Source organism: Bacillus sp. FSL K6-0069 (assembly GCF_038007785.1).
In the GTDB taxonomy this organism is placed as follows: domain Bacteria; phylum Bacillota; class Bacilli; order Bacillales; family Bacillaceae_G; genus Bacillus_A; species Bacillus_A mobilis.
Window position 1 is genome coordinate 2,196,232 of the sequence record NZ_JBBOXN010000001.1, and the last position, 18,613, is coordinate 2,214,844.

Sequence of the window (18,613 nt, forward strand, 5' to 3'; positions counted from 1 at the left end):
GCGTATAAAAAGGGGGAATAGCAATGTTACATGATGTATACAAACCAAATCGTCACTGGAAAGATATCGAGTTGTGGAAGGATGTTACTGAAGAACAATGGAATGACTGGGTTTGGCAATTAACGAATACGATCAAAACGTTAGATGACTTAAAGAAAGTGATTAATTTAACACCTGACGAAGAAGAAGGCGTTAAAATTTCAACGAAAACGATCCCGTTAAATATTACACCGTACTATGCTTGGCTAATGAATCCTGATGACCCACGCTGTCCGATTCGGATGCAATCTGTACCGATCTCGGAAGAGTTATATAAAACAAAATATGATTTAGAAGATCCGCTTCATGAAGATGAAGATTCACCAGTTCCAGGGTTAACACATCGTTATCCTGACCGCGTATTATTCTTAGTAACGAATCAATGTTCTATGTATTGTCGTTACTGTACACGCCGTCGTTTTAGTGGACAAATTGGAATGGGTGTGCCAAAGAAACAATTAGATGATGCAATTGGTTACATTCGTGATACACCACAAGTACGAGATGTATTAATTTCTGGTGGTGACGGTCTTCTTATTAACGATAAAATTTTAGAATATGTATTAAAAAATTTACGAGAGATTCCGCATGTCGAGATTATTCGTATCGGAACGAGAGCGCCGGTAGTATTCCCGCAGCGTATTACAGAAAACTTATGTAACATTATTAAAAAATATCATCCAGTATGGTTAAATACACATTTCAATACTTCTATTGAAATTACAGAAGAGTCGAAAAAAGCATGTGAAATGCTAGCGAATGCTGGTGTTCCAATCGGAAACCAAGCAGTAATTTTAGCTGGTATTAACGACAGCGTTCCAATTATGAAAAAACTTATGCATGACTTAGTAAAAATCCGTGTACGTCCATACTACATTTATCAATGCGACTTATCTGAAGGTATTGGTCATTTCCGTGCACCGGTATCTAAAGGTCTTGAAATTATTGAAGGTTTACGCGGTCATACGTCTGGTTATGCGGTTCCAACATTCGTTGTTGATGCACCAGGAGGAGGCGGCAAAATTGCGCTTCAACCAAACTATTTAATTTCGCAAAGTGCAGATAAAGTTGTGCTTCGTAACTTTGAAGGTGTTATTACAACGTATCCAGAGCCAGAGAGCTATATCCCAGGAAGAGCAGAAGGGTACTTTAAAGAAATCTATCCAGACTACGAAGAAAAACGTTCAGATGTTGGCATTGCAGGTCTTATGAGTGATAAGAAATTTAACCTTGTTCCAGATGACTTACAGCGTATGAACCGTCGTAAAGACTATGAAGATAATGACACTCATGCATCACTAAAAGATAAACGTGATAAGCGCGATCAACTGAAAGATAAAAAGTATCAATCGCAAATGGCTAAATTAGAAGAAAACGACAAAAAAACTGAGGGTGATGCAGTATGAATTGTATGTGGTGTGACAGTACAGAAGCGAAAGAAAGCTTGAATACTGTATATTGGGAATTGCCAGATGGTACGAAAGCCATTGAAATCCAAGAGACACCATGCATTTCTTGTTCCTCATGTGGTATGGACTATCAAGCAGATCAAACAGTGAAAGAAATAGAAGATCAATTGTTTCTAATTTATACGAAAGATTTACCAAAACAACTAACATATGAAGAATTAATGGGAAGACCACGTCTATTAAAAAGAAATTATTTCGACTTTTAACCAGCTTTTATGCTGGTTTTTTTCTATTTTGCCTTGTATAATGTATCCAAGTTAGAAAGGTAGGGAATATTTTTGAAAAAGACATTTTACCACTATATGATGAAGCATCGTGCCGCTCTATTTAGTAATGAAATTTCGAATTTAGCAGAGGCAATGTACGATGATTTAAGCTTTCCGAAGCAATCTGAAGATTACGATGAAATTAGTTCATACTTAGAATTAAGTGGAATGCTAGAAAGTATGTCTATATTTGATGAAGCTTGGGATTTATACATACAAGAGAGATAAAACAATATGAAAATTTTGACGTGAAGCTAGTCTATTTGCTAGCTTTTTTTACGTTGCAAAAAAAATTTCATATGGTGATATTTTTTATTGAAAAAATTTATGAATATACGCTTCTGTGATAAGCGTTTTTATGTAGGTTGCATATACTGTTATCAAAATCACGACGTCAAAAAAAGGAGAGATATAGATGGCAAGGAAAAAGCAACCTAAATATAACGTAGGGGACATAGTCGTGATTACGCTATATGGAACCGTTGGTAAAATCACAAATATGAAGGTTTTAGATGGAGTTTACGTTTACGAAGTCAATAATCACGATGGCTTTTACGTAGAGCAAACGTTGCAGCACGTTTCAGAGCAAGATATGAAAAAAGGTGAAACTGAGTGGATTGAATTAAATTATAATTTCACATTTGGTGATCTCGTTCAAGTAACAGGATATGATAAAGATGTGTTTCGAATTGTTGGTTTTCGTACAGAAGTATGGAGATATAAAAATGACGCATGGGAAGATACTATATACGAATTGTCACGCATTACGGATGGTGAATGGTTAGAAGCGGATGAATCAGATTTAACGTTACTTGCCAATGCTCAAACGGCAAATGCAATTTTGAAGAAAATGAAACAAGATAAAGCTGGTATGAATAAATTAGATTTAGGAAAATTAAAGTCAATTAACAACTCAAAAAAAGTGAGTGTTAAGACAAATCGTCAAGAAATCATTGATGGATTACTTGATATTTATAACGATTATCAATTGTTATTCGATACATTTAAAGATGAAGAATATAAAATTGTTATGGATGTTGTTCATAATTATTTAGTTAAATTGACAGAGAAAAAATAGTTAACTAGAAAGAGAGAATGAATTGAACAACAACATATGCAGTATAAGGTATGCCTACAATTATTAAAAAAATAAAAAGCCATTTAATAAGAGAGTCTGCCCATTGATCTTCATGCATGAACTCTTCTTTTGTTTGTCCTACTTCTTGTTCTACCTCATATTGGTATTCCATAATTAAATCCCCCTTTTTGATAGCTTGTACTACCATCGTATGCATCTCGTCCAAAGGATATGACCTATAAAAAAGAAAAACTATTTTTCTAATCTCATATACATATTTTTGAGATTTTTTCATAAAACAGAAATAAAGGAGTGATGCTCATGAAGGAAATTGAAGTCGTAATTGATACGGAAGAGATTGCGGAGTTTTTTTATGAGCAACTAATTGAAAGAGGATACGTCCCAAAACGAGAAGAAATTGAAGATCTCGCAGACATTACATTCGAGTACCTATTAGAGAAATGTATGATTGATGAAGTGTTTGATGAAGAGGATGAGTGAAAGTAGCGACGGGGTTTACTCGTCGTTTTTTACTCTTTACAAACTTGTCACAAATATAGTCGGTAATAGTTGGTATAATTAAAAGAAAATTTTACTCAAGAGGTGAAGGGATGTTCAAAAAAATTATTGATTCTTTATTAGGTAGGAAAAAATATCGTTCGTATTCTAGTAGTGATTATCGCCATAGAGGTCGCTCTTATTCAAGTAGCGATTATAAACGACGTTCATCTGGTTATGGCCATCAGCATTATAAAAGAAAGCGTAAAAGCCGTAGCTTCTTTTCAAGTAGCTGATGAAATGGCATCGTATACTAGCTTTATTTGATAGACCACTTCGAAAAAATACAATCGTTGCAGAACGTTATAAAATTGAATCAGTAATTGGAATGGGCAGTTATGGGGTTACATATGTCGTTAATGATTTACAAATAAATAGATATAAAGTCTTAAAACAATTAAGACAAAGTAAACAAAGGTATGAGTCTGGTAGAAGATCATTTGAACAAGAGAAAATGATCTTACAAAAATTAGATCATCATGCAATTCCTAGTTTATATGATCATTTCGTATGGGAGAAAAAAAGCTTTTTTGTGATGGAATATATGCCGGGTGAGAATTTCGAAGATTATATTTTCTTAGATGGGTATGTATATACAGAACGTGAAGTTTTTAAAATTTTATACGATATATTAGAAATTGTATCGGTGTTTCATAGTAAAGGTATTATTCACCGAGATTTACGTATTCCGAATATATTAATGAAAGAAAATCGAATTAGTATTATTGATTTTGGTTTGGCTAAATTGAAGGGTGAGGGTGATGAACGAGCTACAACTTATGAAGGTGAACAAGCTTTGATGCGAGAAGTTCAGTTTCGTAGCGATTTTTATGCGCTTGGTCATTTCTCATTATTTTTATTATATGCAGGCTATGAATCTAATGAAAAATATGAAAAACCATGGTATGACGAATTAACTTTAGAAAATTATAACCGTGAAATGCTTATGCGAATGTTACAAATAAAAACGCCGTACTATGAAAATGTACAAGATTTAAAAAAAGATGTAGCTTTTGCTTTAGAAAGGATGGAGGATCCATGTTTCAAAAGTTTTTAGCAAGCGTTGGTATTGGTAATGCAAAAGTAGATACAGTTCTTGAAAAAGATGAGTATATTGTTGGAGAAGAGATACTAGGAAAGGTTCATATAACTGGAGGTTCAGTTAGCCAACAAATTGAAAGCATTTACTTAACGTTATCAACATCGTATGTACGAGAAGTGGATGATAAAAAAGTAACAGCAACATATGATCTAGAGCGAGTTCGTTTAACAGAACCTTTTTCTGTTGAGCCGAATGAAAAAAAGGAAATTCCATTTTCATTTATAATGCCAGTTGAAACACCGCTTACACTTGGCATGAAAACAGTTTGGGTGCATACAGGCCTTGATATTAAACGTAGTATAGATCCAAGTGATCGTGATTACATTCAAGTGTTGCCAAATGCATTATTAAATAGTGTGTTAGAGGGTGTACAACAATTAGGTTTTAAAGCGCGTCATATAGAATGTGAAGAATTACCGTATCAATTTCGTAAGCAAGTTCCATTTGCGCAAGAATTTGAGTTTGTTCCGGTTTCCGGAGAGTATTATGGGAAATTAGATGAACTAGAATTATTAATCTTGCCAAGCGCCTACGATCGACTAGAGGTTATTATGGAAGTAGACAGAAAATCCCGCGGATTAGCAGGTTTATTTGCAGAAGCACTTGATCTTGACGAGAAAGTGATTCGCTTTACAGTAACGAATGAAGATATTCCAGCAATGAAAGAAAAAATTAACAATTATATTTTTTAATAAACTATGCATAAAAAAGAAATGGAGAGGAAAACTAAAACAACCGCTCCATTTTTTGCATAGTGAGGTTATGTATGTGAAACGATATCGACATTTATACTTGTTAAGTTCTACGCTACTCATTTGTTTTGTCGTATTATCACTTTCGTATCATACCGCTTGTATTGAGAAATTTGACAATATAGTCGCGCATTTTATTCAAAGTTTTCGAAACGATTATTTGACAGCCTATTTTACTTGGGTGTCATTTATCGGTTCCAAAAGAATATATTTTCCGTTGCTCATTATTCTTGTAATGTATTTTCTCGTTAGAAAAAAATTGCTTAGTGCATTACTTCTAACAATTAATTATTATGGATCTCGTTACTTAAACAGTATGCTTAAACTATGGTACGAACGAGCAAGACCTGATGTAACACAGCTTGTTACGGCAACTGGATATAGTTTTCCGAGCGGTCATACGATGAATGCTACTGCTTTTTTAGGATTTATTGCCTACGTCACCATTACTGAAGAACGAATTACATTGCATAAAAAATTGTTGATTATTTTTATAGCGAGCTTTGTTGTATTATCTATTTCAGTTAGCCGAATTTATCTTGGCGTGCACTATCCATCTGACATATTAGCAGGATGGGCGGCTGGGGGTAGCTGGCTCGTTTTATGTGTTATATTTCATAAAACGTTCATGAAAAAAGAACCTATGTCATAATAGGTTCTTTTTTCATTGGTTCAACATGAATGTGTGCATGGTAAATGCCAAACTTTTTCCGAAGCATAGCCTCGATGTTGTCAGTAATACAATGGCTTTCCCCAACATCCATATGAGCATCAACCTCAATTGTAATATCAACGTACGTTTGATTCCCGTACATACGCGCGCGAATGTCTACGATGTTTTCCACGCCGCCAATATGTTCAATAGCACCAGCGTACTCTTCCATCTTATCTGGATCGATTCCATCCGTTAACATATGAGAAGCTTCTACGAAAATCTCCCATGCAGTTTTACAAATAATAAGGCCGACAAGTAAAGCAGCAATAGGATCTAAAATAGGCATTTGGAACTGCGAACCGACAATACCTACTACTGTACCGATACTTACGAGAGCATCTGATAAATTATCTTTCGCAGCGGCTTCTAATGATTTACTTTTTGTGCGCGCTGCAATTTTTTTCGTATACAAATATACAAAATACATAACGACAGCAGAAAATAAGGCTACCCATGCAGCAAGTACATTAGGCGCTGTTTGTTTCGGATTGAAAAAAGATTGAATGGCACTAATAACAACCTCTAATCCGACCGTTGCCATAATAAAAGAAGCAACAAGTGATGCAATTTGTTCTGCGCGCGAATGCCCGTAAGGATGATCTGGGTCACGAGGTTTACGAGAGATTTTTAGACCAATTAATATCGCTAAAGAAGCACCGATATCCGTTAAGTTATTTAAACCGTCAGCACGTAATGCGCTAGAGAGGGTAATATAACTGATGATGATTTTCATAGAGGATAAAAATATGTAGGCCATAATGCTGACAATTGCACCTTTATCAGCTTCTTTATGAGAAAGAGTATCCATTTTAATCACTCACCTTTCTACAAGGAATTTCTTTCTATAAATAGAGTACCAAACGAAACTCGTGTGGGTCTATACAAACATTGTTGACGTTTTTTAGCTTTTTAAGAAGGGGATAACAAAGTTTCGCGAAGGAAAAATATGTTGTAAAGTGCAAAGTTAGGATATAAATGCGATTTGGATCGAGGGGATAGGGGAAAGGATACATGTATTATGGTGAATTCGTATATTACACCGCTGAAAGATGATTGGGAAAAATAAAAACCCTCTAGAAAATATTTTTCAGAGGGTTTTCATCTTAGTATGCTTCTAAAAACTCAGTAACTTGCTCTTCAGTTTTTGCATTAGCACTATGTAAGTGGCCTAGCTTCTCACCATTTTGATATACAAGTAAACTTGGAATACCCATTACTTGATACTCTTCAGCGATACTTGGGAACTCATCTTTATTAATAGAATACCATTCAAACTTATTGAACTCTTCCATTACATCTCCGATAAAGTTGTCCATACGTACGCAATCTGGACACCATGTAGTAAAGAACTTAACAACTACTGGCTCCTCACTTGCGATGATGTCTTTGAATTCCTGTTCTGATTTGATTTCTTTCATGTTTTGTTTCTCCTTTTTCACTATCAATATTTTTGGTTGTTTAGTTGGTGTATTTGCTGTGAAACGAAAACTTCTAACGAGAGTTTTCTTTCCGGATAATTCGTTTGCAAATTGATTCACCGCAGTTTCTTAAATTCCTGGTACAACATCTTGGTAAGTGCCCAGTGTGATACCTACTAAACGTTTACTTGTAATCTTTTAGATCATAGAAACGATTATTAGGAACCTTACTTTTCTTTATAAGCTTTTTCATGAGCTGTGTCAAACTTCTGAATTTTAAGGTATAAGTAGGATAGATCAAATTGTATTCATGATAGCCATCGTTATAACGTTCTTTTCCTCAGATGTTTATGAAGCGCCTGTAATGTAATGTCGGATAAAACAAGCAATCTCTTTCCGGTACTTAGAGAAGGAAAACGGTGGATAATCATTACTCATAAATTTTATGAGTGAATGAAACAACAAGCAGGAAATTCAAAAAAGATGTAGGGGATGCATATATGAATTTAGAGGAATTGTTATAAGAACTTATTCGTGAAGTTGTGAGAGAAGAGGTTAGGGCGGGGTTATATGAGTTCTAGCAATAATCACAACCAAATAAAGTGATGTGGGTGAAAGAAGCGTGACTAACAGATGGTGAAAGAAATTGTTTTCAAAAAACGCCCACCCTGCATTGTTTGTGAGAAACAAGAAGGTGAGCTTCACTTAAAAGAAACGAATTGGATTTGTGAAAATTGTGCCCAAATTACGCATGAACAATGTATTGAAATAGATACCTATACCCTTTTACACCTTATTCCATAAATAAGAAAGCTGGTGGGCTTCTGATTCAAGGGCTATTAAATGATCATTATTAATAGAGTTATTCGTATACATTCTGTTCTTTTGGATGTTAAGGACTGTATAATTCACATCGTTATATTCATTTGAAAATGTTGATTCATTTAATAATGTCAGTGTTGAGTTGATGTTATATTTATCAATTCGTTCTTTTTTTCCTTTGAAAAACAGTTTAATAAGATGCGGCTCATCGTTAATGAGCAAACCGAGTTCAGGTGATGAGCGGACGATTAAATTATCTGATAACCAATGTGATTTACCTGGATCAAACCAAGAGACGTCTTTGTTTTTAATAAATTTTTTGTACTGCTTTATAACATCAATGTAGTTTTGCTTTTTCTTCTGGTCAACAGTTTGTACTAATGTTTCAAAACAGTCAAAAGGTAGTTCGTTTTTATGAAATTTAATAAGAGTTTCTCGTAATTGTTTCCAGTAATCAAAAACTGGGTGATATTCAGGTTGAGATTTTAAATTCTTTACAAAATTTGTTTTAGCTGCACTACTTTTTAGTGTGAAGTCTAAAAATTGTGTAAGTCCCACTTTAATTTCCGCCATGTTACACCCCCTTTCTAAACGTTACCAATTCGATATTGGAAAGGGAAATCCTGCATTTTTAAGGCGGTGAACTAGATGCTAGAAAAAACGATGTTCATACACAATGGCTATTGTAAAGCTGATCCGCAAGAATGACGAAAATACCAATTCATTTTATGTAATCAGCAACGGTGCATGAGTGCCGTTGCTTTTGTGTTTCTTATTGAGCTTGGTAATCATGGAATACTTTCTAAGAGGAGGTGATCTATCCTCACTAAATGATAATAATACGAAAAAGAATTGGAAGTGTTTTTAAAAGCAGTGGAGAAAGCTCAGAAAGAAGAGAATGAAAAATCAAAGAAACCAAATAAAGAAGAGGAGTGAAGCGCGCTATCGTTAAAACGACGAAAAACGTGCTTGTTTATTTTCTTTGTAAAGGGCATGCATATTCATTGATTTACAGATGTATGATACGTGAGCATAGTGTTTTTGATAAATAATGAAATAGTTATAAGGCGGAAATAAATGAAAATGCAATTATACGAAAAAAGGTCCTGTTGTTTCCAACAGGACCTTTCCTAAAATGGCAAAGAGTAACTCTTACCTTACTCTTCTCGTATATAATACCTGAAAAAGATAGATGTGTATACAGCAAGAAATTCCGATATAATTATTCGGATATAGTGTTTAAGGATAAAGGGGTGGATTTCTGGATAAGGAATTAATTTACAAACGCTGATTTATCAAGGTGTTTAAATGGATTCTTATTAAAGTGTAGTTAATAAAGTGATATTGAGATAATAAGATATGTAATTTTGCATATCAGATTGTTAAAAGTGAACAAGGTTATAAAAGATCTAAATGTCATGCAAGTTGCGGGAGTTGAATACTAAAAATTTATTTGTTTTTTACTTTAATAAATAAATTAATTTGAATAGAAGTGAAAAATAGAGATTTGCCTTAGACATTTATGAAAGTAAAGAATATTTATAACAATAGGAGTAAATACACAGGTCCGATTTTTGTAATGATGGAGGGAATTGATGTGGACATAACTCAAAGCATGGCACGAATAGTCGTTAATGGGAAAGATCTTCCGTTTAATTCAGTTAGAACTTCTGTATGGAATCAAGGGCCTGTAAATGATCTAATTGTTTCAACAAACCAGAGAGTCGAGGAGTTTTATCAATTTATGTGGTCACAAGTACCAGTTACGCTTGCGATGTATTTTCTTCAGGGGGCGGACTTAATGAGGTTTGCTAGAATTATTGGGATTAATCAAAGTGTAACGGGGGAATATATTTATCATTTCTCTTGGGGATAAGACGAAAGTAAAGTAGCTTAACAGTTTTTAATAAATGAAATGGAAATGAGTGGGGAGAATGTTTTATTCATATTATGTTTCTCAAGCTGGTATACGCCCAGCGTATGGTACATCAATAACGTTTAGTGGAGCACAAAGTACAGTTCAAGCTGTTCAACAAGCGTTACAAATGCAACAACAAATGCAAATGCAGCAACAAAGTATCCAGCCATATTATTCATCCATGGAATATTTTTATCCAGTGCAACCTATTACACCGTATGGAAGTTCTTTTCTTACTATCCCATATGGAACTGTATTTAATTTATAAATGGAAAGTTCAATCAGTATGGGGCGGGCATCCAAAATCGGTTATTAGCCCTCACCAATCGAATTTTATGAGCAGCGCGGTTCCCGCCTAACTTTCTTGCAAGTGCCGAATTTTGAGGTGTGAGTCTTATTGCCCGTAAATGGCGGGGACAATTGAGGGGGATGAAATTGTGTATGTATAAGCGTCAAATAGTCCTTACCTACAATTTGTAAATAACCGATGAGATAATCTCCGTACATAATACAAGTGGAGTTTTTTTGATGAGAAGATATCGATTAAAAAAAGAATGGGAATTATCTAATCATGACAAATGATGACTAGTGGCTTTGCATGAAAGGAAACATGAAGGTTTATTTACGCGAACCAGGTTAAGATTCAACAACGAAGTTCTATCTGTGGTTATATCATACAGTATGATTGTCCTATGACTATCAAATTACAAGATTAAGAGAACAGCTGAATCGTTTTTTGGCTGGTTTTTAAAGATATTTACAGCCATAATATCTTATATTTTGTTTATAATTGTAAATAGTTATTGAAATGTATAAAATTTCTTTTTTATTAATAAAAAAGAAAAAATAATGCAACTTTTTAATTTCTTTATTCGTGTTATATATGAAAGGAGGAGGGGGGATGGAGATTGAAGAAATATATAAGGTTTATATAAACGATGTGTACCGGTATTTATTTTCCCTTTCTCGTAGCCATCACGTAGCAGAGGACTTGATGCAGGAGACTTTTTATAGGGCGTATCTTTATTTAGAAGACTATGAAAACCAAAAGGTAAAATCATGGCTATTTAAAGTGGCATATCATACGTTTATTGATTTTGTTAGGAAAGAGAAAAAAGTAACCTTTGTAGGAATGGAGGAATTAGAGACAATACAAGTAGGGGAATCCACAGAAGAGTATGTGATCGCAAAAAATAGTTATGAAAAATTAATTCAGATTATTCATACTTTACCGATGGTGGAGGCGCAAGTTATTTTATTATGTGACGTACATCAATTAACGTACGAAGAGGGTGCATCTGTATTAGATTTAAAGTTAAACACGTATAAAAGTCACATATTTCGCGGGAGAAAGAGATTAAAAGAATTGTTAAAGGAGGAAAAGAGTCAAAATGACAAATGATAAACCTCATTCTGAACAAGATGATTATAAAGAATTGTTACAAGAAGCTCTTCAGCAAAGACCGGCTTCACTACCTGATGGAAAACAAGAGCAAGTGTTGAAAATAGGTAAAAAAAGAGCGCGTATTACAAATGTTTTAATTGTATTTACTTTTTTATTACTCATTCAACCTATTTTATATGTATTTACACTTTTATATTATACATTGGCACCTACAAACGCGATGGAGATACGGAATGTAGTAAATCAAACGTTAAGTGTAACAGAACCAAATGTATTTTTGAAAGATAGGGACATGGAGCAAACGTTGTTACCACTTAGTTTACAATTGCATTTTGATTTGTATAAAAGGATAGGGAAGAAAGATATTCGAATAGGAGAAGAGAAAACAGATTATTTATTAAGTACAGCAACGAAAGTAAGCCGTGAATATACAACAGATGAAAAAATTCCAGAAATCCCGTATATAGATAACGAAGTATTGTCTCATCCTAATAATTATAATGCGTCCTATAATAGTAGCGAAGAAGCACAGGTATTAAAGGGTCTTCCACAAGAGTCTGTTGTAGAAGCATTTGTATCTTTTAGGGAATTATTAAGTGTACAAGAAGTAACAGATATGTTTCCTACTATTGATATCGTTTGGTATGCCGTTAATACAGGATTAGAGGAGAAGCAAACGAATGATGAGGGTATGTATGTAGCCCCGATTGGCTTCCCAGCAGATATGATTGCAAGTCCAAGTGGTGCTTTTGAAAGTGATTCACCTCATGAGGAACAATTTATTACTGTTTTAAAGTCATTACAGAAGCATGAAAATTTAGCAGTGAAGCTATCTAGAGCGAAAGTATTAGAGTTGTCAAAGCGAATTTCTTTCCTTGAAAAAAATGGGGTGAAAACTTATGGGGCAGTTGTAACTGGACCTAAAGGAGAAGTTGAAAAATTAATGAGCCACGAAAAAGTTAGAAAATTGAAAGTAGGTGAAGCGAGGTTATGGAATTGGCATTCTTAAAAAAAAGAAAGAATCATATGTATAAACAAGAATCGTGGATGGGGACTATTTCATTAATTATTGCCTTTTTAGCTCTAATGTATTTGAACATTATATTGCTTATTCAAGAAACATTTATAGGTAAAGGTTTTCTACAAATAGTTGGTATTGGAGTGGTGTGCTCAGTTGTAGGTATGATCACAAAAAGAAAAAGTCGAAAATATGCATTGTGGGCTTGTAGTTTATTTGTTTTTATGCTGCTGTTTGCTTTCTTTGGATTTATGTTAGGTTGGATGATAAGTTTTGGGCCATAAATATGTGGGAAAGAGCGAATGTAGATTCGCTCTTTTTTATATTGAAAGTAAAATAAATAAGAGAAGAATCTATCAAATTTGAATGGAGTGCACTATACATCTAGGTTGTGTTATTATTGATATCTTTTTCGCTCACGTACACATAAAATAGGTGGCAAGTATAGTACTAAAATAATAGCTCGTCCAAACATTACAAGTCCCTCTTACATAATATGTAGGAATAAGCATGAAAGGGGAACTAGTATGTCTTGCTATAACTACTGTAAGTTTTGTAAAGAGTATAAAAAGAAACAGCATGATTGTTGTAAGAACACGAGTAAGTGTAATAACAACAAGGACATGCTTATAAGGGCATCAGCATTTAGAGCTAGAAATACGGTGGATCAAACGGTTCCTGCCAATACTTTTGTAAAGGTATTGTTCCAAGATGAACAATTTGATTTAGCAAATGAGTATAATCCGGCAACGTCTACTTTTATTCCGAAGACTAGAGGGGTTTACTCAATTATTGGAACGATTGGTTTCTTTCCAAACGATTTTAACTTAAATTATAGAGCTCGTGTAGAAATTCGTGTGAATGGAAACGCAGCAATCGCTATAGATAATGATTTTTTCGGTCCAATAAGTTTTGGAAATGTAGTAAGTGTTTCGACGATTATTCAATTGAATGAAGGAGATCAAGTTGAGGTTTATGCACAAAGTAGCATAGACGGAGTTTTAAGTACTTCAGAAGACGGCTCACATTTTGAAGCTGCAAGATTCCCTTCGCCAATTAAATAAAGTCGAGTATACAGAAGATAAAGGGTAATCCTCACCAAAATGGTGGGGATATTTTATTCAATTGAAAATAGTAGCAGTTTGTCCAATCTATTCTAATCTATATTTCATAGTATGTAATAATAAGTTTAAAGGGGGACTTACTACGTCTTATTATTACTGCAAGTATTGTAAAGGTTACAAAGAGAAAAGTCATGATTGCTTCAGAAAAAATAGTCAATGTGATAGAAAGTATGTAAAAGTGAATTGTTGTGATGATAAAAAAGAAAAGCTTGTAAGAGCGTCTGCATTTAGAGCTGTTAATACAATGAATCAACCTGTTCCTGAAAATACTTCAGTTAAAGTATTATTTCAAAATGAACAGTTTGATCTAGCAAATGAATATAACCCAGCAACATCTATTTTTATTCCGAAGACGAAAGGTGTATATAGTGTATTAGGAAATATAACATTCTCTCCAAATGATTTTAATGTAAATTACAGAGCTAGAGTTGAAATTCGTGTGAATGGAAATCCAGCAATAGCAATAGATAATGATTTCTTTGGGACCGGGGTATTTTTTAATAATGATGTTTCAGTAACGTCTATTCTACAATTAGAAGCAGGAGATTCAGTTGAAATTTTTGCTGAGAGTAGTGTTGCTGGAGTAATTGTTCAAAATGTTAATGGTTTGAATACGGTTCATTTTGAAGCTGCAAGATTCCCTTCGCCAATTAAATAACGAATAGAATAAAATATTTTTCAGCATGTTTAGTTAATCCCCTTTACCAAATGGTGGGGGGATTATTATTGTTTTTCTAAAATATATAAGTAAATAGGCTTAATATAGTTTGTTTCAAGAGAATTTTGCATGCTAGGATGTAAGGCTAAAAGTGCTATCTTATTATGAGTAATAGTGCAGGCAATAAAAAGCCTACAACGAAACGAGTAACATGGTTGTAAAAGTTCTCTGGCATTACATTTGCTAGTCGTCGTATGGAATAGAAAAGACATCTTAATTTATAAATACATAAAAGTCCGTATAATTACGGGCTTTTTCTTAACTATATAGAAATTACATATTTAACATAAGTTTTTGTAGGTATTGTTATTGAATGGAAAGGAATAACATTAAGGTGATTACACTATATAAAAATAAAATAAATCCTAAGATGAGTAGAATCGGATGCAACTTGAACATGTTTGACCTCCTTAATTATATAAAGATTTTAATATATTTATGGTCAATTAAGAAGGAAAATATTTTAAATGAATGAATACGCGAATTTAACAGAGGATATTTTAAAAGAAAAAGAGCTCGATCTAGCTATCAAGCTCTTTTCTGAATGGCGTCATTATATTCCCTTGTGATACGTTAAAAACTATAGCGGACTTTAAGGGGAGAGTGTCAAACCCTATTAAACTAATTTATGATCTGAGTTCACGCCCATTCATAGTTCTGAGTAGTTATTTTTTTATCAATTAATCCTCTTTGTCCAAAGCTGATAACTTCTAAGTTTTCTCTTCCTATATAGTAATTCGTACATTGGGTGTTTTCTAGCGGTGTATGCCAAGAAATTAAAAGTGCCTCTACATCGGATAATTTTTGCTCAGAATACTTACCTCCATTAGGAAATTCTAAAATCCCTAGCCTCACATGAATTCCTCTTGCTCCATGAATCCAATCTTTGTAATGTTCATGTAATCGTTTCGAAAAACTTCTTTTTGTTTTTCCGATGTATAGTAATTTTTCCTTTCCACGATACACTCTATAAATTGCATATATACCTTTTGAAAAAGCTTCTTCATAATGATTGATTTCAGATAAATTATAAAGTTTAGACCACCTAATATGTACAACAGTCATACATTAGCCTCTTTTATCAAGATATTAAAATAAAACATTTTCTTTCAATTTCTCAAAAATCGAAAGAAAATGCAAGGATTATAGTGAACATATAATAAATAAAGGAGGATTGTTACACCTTGATTAGATTGCTTATAAGTAGCAGATGGGTTTACCACTTATGAAATATAAAAGTGAACAAGCTTATATGTACAGGATGAGGGATAAATAAAAAAAGAGCATACATAAAAAGTACGCTCTAAAGAAAGATAGGTTTTATGAGTGGATAATCTCCATACGATAATATATGCTCGGTTAATAAAAACGTGTGAAAAATCAATAGATTATCAATGGAATATCATGAAATGAGTAATTTTAGTCTTTTACCGAAGTCGTTTAGCTAACCAAATTGTAGATTGAATGGATTAACAATTTGATAAAGATCGCACTTCAGTTTCGTATTTTTTATAGTTTGGATATTGCGTAATAGTTTGGCACTTAGGTGTGGAAAGTTGATTAATTATAGAAACATTTGTAATTACCTCGTTACAAGGACCGAAAAATGTAATTTTCAGCTTTGAATTTGGTGGAACTTTGACCACGATAGGTTTTTTTTTCATAAAATCAGCTCCTCATCTGCAGTATCATATACTGCGCTTTTTCGTTCAGATTATAAAGGTGTATTAATATAATATGAAATTTTAGTTGAGTTGATAATGATATGGAGCTTTATGGCGTGGTAAGAATGTGGAAAATGCACTGGAAACTGAGAATGTTTTATAAAATGTTTAATCGATATAATAGGTAAAAGTAAAAAATAAGTAATTTATCTAATACACTTTTTTCTTTGATACATATTATAATAGTAAGAATTGTATTAGGAGGTAATGAAAGAGTGCAAGAAAATGTACAAGCTCAGCTTTCACCACCGTGGATCACATATTTCAATGAGTTAAAAAATTCAATTGGTGCTGATCCAACTATTTCAGTTGGCCCGCTAATTCCAGTTGGCGGGAATTATATTATTTTAGTGCATGCGTTAAGTAATGAAAAAGCGATAGCGTTAGCAACGCTTCTAAAATCTTTTGTTGAATTTGGGAATGTAAGTGTAACAGTTATTGTAACGAATAATGAAAATAACATTGTAAATCCACTTCCATGTCCACTAGATGCATTTGAAATTGCTCATTTATTTCAAGTGGCGTTAGAAAATAATCCTTATTTTGAACAAGTTGTTGTACAGCCGCAGCTCCCTGGTGGATCAAATGTTGTCTTTCCAGTTTTTGCTGCGCAAGTGATTCAATTTTTTAATGATGATATTTCAAATTTATGTCAAACATTTACTGGTGTTGCTGCAAATGTATTTCATGATGTAATGAACGATGACATTTGTGATATCCCAATTTTATTCTCCACAAGCTGTGTTCCGAGCGGTGAGAGTGAACAATTACAAAATACAGATTTAACACCAAAACTGTTTTACTAGATTGTAAGTAGACATTTTCTTTAATAGAAAATGTCTTTTTTGTATGCATTAACGATACAGTGTCTAGCTAATTGCGGATGGTGACTGAAATTTCCACTGATAAATATATAGCGTATAAAGATAGTATGTTTCATGTGAAAATATATAAGAAATGAAAGATAAATTATTTTCATTAATATAGAGTAACCGTAAGAAACACAGAAAGTTAGCTGTCATACATATGTTTATTAGCCTAAAGAAGATTAATATCGATGAGTTTTAATAATGAAAACGTTTCTAATAATAGCGCTAATGAAAGGTTAATGAATTGATATTATTTACTAATAGATGATAGTGCATATTTAGAATTTGTGAATGGACGGAATGAAAAATAAATAAAATTAGTGGAGGTTTAATTAAAAGATTATACGTTTTTGAAAAATAATATAGATTCTCCTTATTTATATTATAGAAAGCTAGTATTAGGCATAAGGAGCTTTCAATAAGACAAGCTTTGAATATGATAATAAAAAGGGGATGAATTGTATTGGGGTATATTATCGATATTTCAAAATGGAATGGAACGATTAATTGGGATATTGCAGCATCTCAGCTAGATTTAGTTATTGCTAGAGTTCAAGATGGGTCGAATATGGTAGATTTTATGTATCAAAATTATGTGAATGAAATGAAGAAACGCAGTATTCCATTTGGTAATTATGCATTTTGTCGCTTCATTTCTATTGCTGATGCAAGGAAAGAGGCACAAGATTTTTGGAATCGCGGAGATAAATCTGCTAAGTTTTGGGTAGTGGACGCAGAAATTCAAACGATGATGGATATGCAAGGAGGGATACAGGCGTTTATAGATGAATTACGCCGTTTAGGTGTGAAAAAAGTAGGGCTATATGTGGGGCACCACACGTATGTATCATTTGGATCACGTAATATTGAAGTTGATTTTGTGTGGATTCCTCGTTATGGAGGGAATAAGCCAGCATATCCGTGTGATATTTGGCAATATACTGATTCAGGATATGTTCCTGGTATTGGGAAATGCGATTTGAATCAATTAATAGGAAATAAGTCGCTTTCTTGGTTTATAGGCTCAGATGAAGTAAATCAATCTATTCTATCTGACAAGGAGGATACGCAGCAACCAAATGGTATTGGTATTGCAGTTTCAAAATATGATGATGGATATGGCATAAATGTATATGAAAATCCTGCGAATCCTCAGTTTACAGGTACAATCACTCAAAAAACGCCATATGTAGTCATACGTGGTTATTGGGAAGAGACAGATAAAAATATGATTTGCTTAGGCAATGATAAACAGTGGGTATATGTAAAACATTTTGATGTGAAATGGTTTTATGCATCTTCAAAATATCCCGTTGGGTATGGGGTTAACTACTATGCAGAGCCTGAATGTATAAACTATAAAGGAAATATTGATGGGTCAAAATCTTTTCGTGTGTGGGACAGGGCGAAAAATGCGGTAGATATCGGGCAAAATAATTGGATATTGGAAGAACATTTAAATATTAAGCACTTATAAGTAAACAAATGTTTTAGGAATACGTAAAGGGTTATCTTGCTGATACATAGTAAGATGGCCTTTAATTATTGAAAAAAGAACAAGATCCATAGTTCAATCAAATGAAATGAATTACATGTGGAAAACACATTGTTAACACAA

24 protein-coding genes and 1 pseudogene are annotated in these 18,613 nt (G+C 33.4%); 18 read left to right on the forward strand and 7 right to left on the reverse strand.

Translation table 11 applies throughout. The annotated features are described in order from the left end of the window. Window positions 1-23 precede the first annotated feature (23 nt). The 4 genes from ablA (at window position 24) to MHB74_RS11250 (ending at window position 2,852) form a co-directional block, all read left to right on the forward strand. Entirely contained in the window at window positions 24-1,445 is a 1,422-nt protein-coding gene (gene ablA, locus MHB74_RS11235) for a lysine 2,3-aminomutase (RefSeq protein ID WP_061678425.1), read from the forward strand. Further along, window positions 1,442-1,714, forward strand: coding sequence for a YokU family protein (locus MHB74_RS11240; RefSeq protein ID WP_000995761.1), 273 nt, complete (start codon window positions 1,442-1,444; stop codon window positions 1,712-1,714). Before ablA ends, MHB74_RS11240 begins: the two co-directional genes overlap by 4 nt. Before the next feature lie 72 nt (window positions 1,715-1,786). Beyond that, on the forward strand, window positions 1,787-2,002 hold the full coding sequence (locus tag MHB74_RS11245) for a YozE family protein (protein ID WP_000750725.1): 216 nt from the start codon (window positions 1,787-1,789) through the stop codon (window positions 2,000-2,002). Between the two features lie 187 nt (window positions 2,003-2,189). Further along, window positions 2,190-2,852: a hypothetical protein gene (locus tag MHB74_RS11250; RefSeq protein WP_000101496.1), complete on the forward strand. Its 663-nt coding sequence runs from the start codon at window positions 2,190-2,192 to the stop codon at window positions 2,850-2,852. A gap of 4 nt (window positions 2,853-2,856) precedes the next feature. Here MHB74_RS11250 and MHB74_RS11255 read toward each other — a convergent pair whose 3' ends face one another. Next, the gene (locus tag MHB74_RS11255) at window positions 2,857-3,024 is read right to left on the reverse strand and encodes a DUF3930 family protein (protein WP_000456535.1); all 168 of its coding nucleotides are present in this window, start codon (window positions 3,022-3,024) and stop codon (window positions 2,857-2,859) included. Between the two features lie 149 nt (window positions 3,025-3,173). Between MHB74_RS11255 and MHB74_RS11260 the strand changes: the two genes are divergently transcribed. From MHB74_RS11260 to MHB74_RS11280, 5 genes are all read left to right on the forward strand, one after another. Further along, window positions 3,174-3,353: a YozD family protein gene (locus tag MHB74_RS11260; RefSeq protein WP_000658451.1), complete on the forward strand. Its 180-nt coding sequence runs from the start codon at window positions 3,174-3,176 to the stop codon at window positions 3,351-3,353. A 110-nt stretch (window positions 3,354-3,463) separates the two neighbouring features. After that, window positions 3,464-3,646 carry a hypothetical protein gene (locus MHB74_RS11265; RefSeq protein ID WP_000473374.1) on the forward strand — a complete coding sequence of 61 codons (183 nt, stop codon included), beginning with the start codon at window positions 3,464-3,466 and terminating at the stop codon, window positions 3,644-3,646. After that, window positions 3,646-4,467 carry a serine/threonine protein kinase gene (locus MHB74_RS11270; protein WP_061678424.1) on the forward strand — a complete coding sequence of 274 codons (822 nt, stop codon included), beginning with the start codon at window positions 3,646-3,648 and terminating at the stop codon, window positions 4,465-4,467. Before MHB74_RS11265 ends, MHB74_RS11270 begins: the two co-directional genes overlap by 1 nt. Beyond that, on the forward strand, window positions 4,449-5,204 hold the full coding sequence (locus tag MHB74_RS11275) for a sporulation protein (protein ID WP_061678423.1): 756 nt from the start codon (window positions 4,449-4,451) through the stop codon (window positions 5,202-5,204). The genes MHB74_RS11270 and MHB74_RS11275 overlap by 19 nt, the downstream gene beginning before the upstream one ends. Before the next feature lie 76 nt (window positions 5,205-5,280). Next, a complete protein-coding gene (locus MHB74_RS11280) occupies window positions 5,281-5,916 on the forward strand; it encodes a phosphatase PAP2 family protein (protein ID WP_061678422.1) in 636 nt (211 codons plus the stop codon). Here the strand turns inward: MHB74_RS11280 and MHB74_RS11285 are convergent. The 4 genes and pseudogenes from MHB74_RS11285 to MHB74_RS11295 form a co-directional block, all read right to left on the reverse strand. After that, window positions 5,906-6,787, reverse strand: coding sequence for a cation diffusion facilitator family transporter (locus tag MHB74_RS11285; protein ID WP_061678421.1), 882 nt, complete (start codon window positions 6,785-6,787; stop codon window positions 5,906-5,908). The two genes, MHB74_RS11280 and MHB74_RS11285, sit on opposite strands and share 11 nt — an antisense overlap. 295 nt (window positions 6,788-7,082) lie before the next feature. Continuing rightward, window positions 7,083-7,397 carry a thioredoxin family protein gene (locus MHB74_RS11290; RefSeq protein WP_000658777.1) on the reverse strand — a complete coding sequence of 105 codons (315 nt, stop codon included), beginning with the start codon at window positions 7,395-7,397 and terminating at the stop codon, window positions 7,083-7,085. Between the two features lie 129 nt (window positions 7,398-7,526). Next, window positions 7,527-7,786: pseudogene (locus MHB74_RS29205) on the reverse strand (site-specific integrase). A 397-nt stretch (window positions 7,787-8,183) separates the two neighbouring features. After that, entirely contained in the window at window positions 8,184-8,792 is a 609-nt protein-coding gene (locus MHB74_RS11295) for a hypothetical protein (protein ID WP_061678420.1), read from the reverse strand. A 949-nt stretch (window positions 8,793-9,741) separates the two neighbouring features. On the opposite strand from MHB74_RS11295, the gene MHB74_RS11300 reads away from it, so the two are divergent. The 7 genes from MHB74_RS11300 (at window position 9,742) to MHB74_RS11330 (ending at window position 14,342) form a co-directional block, all read left to right on the forward strand. Then, a complete protein-coding gene (locus MHB74_RS11300; RefSeq protein ID WP_081110263.1) occupies window positions 9,742-10,095 on the forward strand; it encodes a hypothetical protein in 354 nt (117 codons plus the stop codon). A gap of 58 nt (window positions 10,096-10,153) precedes the next feature. Continuing rightward, window positions 10,154-10,405, forward strand: a complete 252-nt coding sequence (locus MHB74_RS11305) for a DUF3947 family protein (RefSeq protein ID WP_061678419.1) — start codon at window positions 10,154-10,156, stop codon at window positions 10,403-10,405. 633 nt (window positions 10,406-11,038) lie between these two features. Next, complete coding sequence (locus tag MHB74_RS11310) at window positions 11,039-11,539, forward strand: sigma-70 family RNA polymerase sigma factor (protein WP_061679490.1); 501 nt, start codon at window positions 11,039-11,041, stop codon at window positions 11,537-11,539. Next, entirely contained in the window at window positions 11,529-12,551 is a 1,023-nt protein-coding gene (locus MHB74_RS11315; RefSeq protein ID WP_061679489.1) for an anti-sigma factor, read from the forward strand. The genes MHB74_RS11310 and MHB74_RS11315 overlap by 11 nt, the downstream gene beginning before the upstream one ends. Beyond that, window positions 12,533-12,844: a hypothetical protein gene (locus MHB74_RS11320; RefSeq protein WP_061679488.1), complete on the forward strand. Its 312-nt coding sequence runs from the start codon at window positions 12,533-12,535 to the stop codon at window positions 12,842-12,844. Before MHB74_RS11315 ends, MHB74_RS11320 begins: the two co-directional genes overlap by 19 nt. Before the next feature lie 243 nt (window positions 12,845-13,087). Then, window positions 13,088-13,624 carry a C1q-like domain-containing protein gene (locus tag MHB74_RS11325; protein WP_061679487.1) on the forward strand — a complete coding sequence of 179 codons (537 nt, stop codon included), beginning with the start codon at window positions 13,088-13,090 and terminating at the stop codon, window positions 13,622-13,624. A gap of 106 nt (window positions 13,625-13,730) precedes the next feature. Continuing rightward, window positions 13,731-14,342 carry a hypothetical protein gene (locus MHB74_RS11330; protein WP_061679491.1) on the forward strand — a complete coding sequence of 204 codons (612 nt, stop codon included), beginning with the start codon at window positions 13,731-13,733 and terminating at the stop codon, window positions 14,340-14,342. 699 nt (window positions 14,343-15,041) lie between these two features. Here the strand turns inward: MHB74_RS11330 and MHB74_RS11335 are convergent. Further along, window positions 15,042-15,467: a GIY-YIG nuclease family protein gene (locus MHB74_RS11335; RefSeq protein ID WP_016717418.1), complete on the reverse strand. Its 426-nt coding sequence runs from the start codon at window positions 15,465-15,467 to the stop codon at window positions 15,042-15,044. A gap of 404 nt (window positions 15,468-15,871) precedes the next feature. Then, window positions 15,872-16,066: a hypothetical protein gene (locus tag MHB74_RS11340; protein WP_016717419.1), complete on the reverse strand. Its 195-nt coding sequence runs from the start codon at window positions 16,064-16,066 to the stop codon at window positions 15,872-15,874. A gap of 275 nt (window positions 16,067-16,341) precedes the next feature. Between MHB74_RS11340 and MHB74_RS11345 the strand changes: the two genes are divergently transcribed. Together MHB74_RS11345 and MHB74_RS11350 are read left to right on the forward strand one after the other, a co-directional pair. Then, a complete protein-coding gene (locus tag MHB74_RS11345) occupies window positions 16,342-16,932 on the forward strand; it encodes a hypothetical protein (RefSeq protein ID WP_016717420.1) in 591 nt (196 codons plus the stop codon). Window positions 16,933-17,458: 526 nt separating this feature from the next. Further along, window positions 17,459-18,472, forward strand: coding sequence for a glycoside hydrolase family 25 protein (locus tag MHB74_RS11350; protein WP_061679486.1), 1,014 nt, complete (start codon window positions 17,459-17,461; stop codon window positions 18,470-18,472). Window positions 18,473-18,613 lie beyond the last annotated feature (141 nt).

Excerpts from the sequence above, each read along its gene's own strand:
- MHB74_RS11290 (WP_000658777.1), bottom strand. The coding sequence starts at position 7,397 with ATGAAAGAAATCAAATCAGAACAGGAATTCAAAGACATCATCGCAAGT.
- MHB74_RS11300 (WP_081110263.1), top strand. The coding sequence starts at position 9,742 with ATGAAAGTAAAGAATATTTATAACAATAGGAGTAAATACACAGGTCCG.
- MHB74_RS11335 (WP_016717418.1), bottom strand. The coding sequence starts at position 15,467 with ATGACTGTTGTACATATTAGGTGGTCTAAACTTTATAATTTATCTGAA.
- MHB74_RS11260 (WP_000658451.1), top strand. The coding sequence starts at position 3,174 with ATGAAGGAAATTGAAGTCGTAATTGATACGGAAGAGATTGCGGAGTTT.
- MHB74_RS11295 (WP_061678420.1), bottom strand. The coding sequence starts at position 8,792 with ATGGCGGAAATTAAAGTGGGACTTACACAATTTTTAGACTTCACACTA.
- MHB74_RS11315 (WP_061679489.1), top strand. The coding sequence starts at position 11,529 with ATGACAAATGATAAACCTCATTCTGAACAAGATGATTATAAAGAATTG.
- ablA (WP_061678425.1), top strand. The coding sequence starts at position 24 with ATGTTACATGATGTATACAAACCAAATCGTCACTGGAAAGATATCGAG.
- MHB74_RS11270 (WP_061678424.1), top strand. The coding sequence starts at position 3,646 with ATGAAATGGCATCGTATACTAGCTTTATTTGATAGACCACTTCGAAAA.
- MHB74_RS11275 (WP_061678423.1), top strand. The coding sequence starts at position 4,449 with ATGTTTCAAAAGTTTTTAGCAAGCGTTGGTATTGGTAATGCAAAAGTA.
- MHB74_RS11325 (WP_061679487.1), top strand. The coding sequence starts at position 13,088 with ATGTCTTGCTATAACTACTGTAAGTTTTGTAAAGAGTATAAAAAGAAA.
- MHB74_RS11240 (WP_000995761.1), top strand. The coding sequence starts at position 1,442 with ATGAATTGTATGTGGTGTGACAGTACAGAAGCGAAAGAAAGCTTGAAT.
- MHB74_RS11310 (WP_061679490.1), top strand. The coding sequence starts at position 11,039 with ATGGAGATTGAAGAAATATATAAGGTTTATATAAACGATGTGTACCGG.
- MHB74_RS11265 (WP_000473374.1), top strand. The coding sequence starts at position 3,464 with ATGTTCAAAAAAATTATTGATTCTTTATTAGGTAGGAAAAAATATCGT.
- MHB74_RS11320 (WP_061679488.1), top strand. The coding sequence starts at position 12,533 with ATGGAATTGGCATTCTTAAAAAAAAGAAAGAATCATATGTATAAACAA.
- MHB74_RS11340 (WP_016717419.1), bottom strand. The coding sequence starts at position 16,066 with ATGAAAAAAAAACCTATCGTGGTCAAAGTTCCACCAAATTCAAAGCTG.
- MHB74_RS11250 (WP_000101496.1), top strand. The coding sequence starts at position 2,190 with ATGGCAAGGAAAAAGCAACCTAAATATAACGTAGGGGACATAGTCGTG.
- MHB74_RS11285 (WP_061678421.1), bottom strand. The coding sequence starts at position 6,787 with ATGGATACTCTTTCTCATAAAGAAGCTGATAAAGGTGCAATTGTCAGC.
- MHB74_RS11305 (WP_061678419.1), top strand. The coding sequence starts at position 10,154 with ATGTTTTATTCATATTATGTTTCTCAAGCTGGTATACGCCCAGCGTAT.
- MHB74_RS11255 (WP_000456535.1), bottom strand. The coding sequence starts at position 3,024 with ATGGAATACCAATATGAGGTAGAACAAGAAGTAGGACAAACAAAAGAA.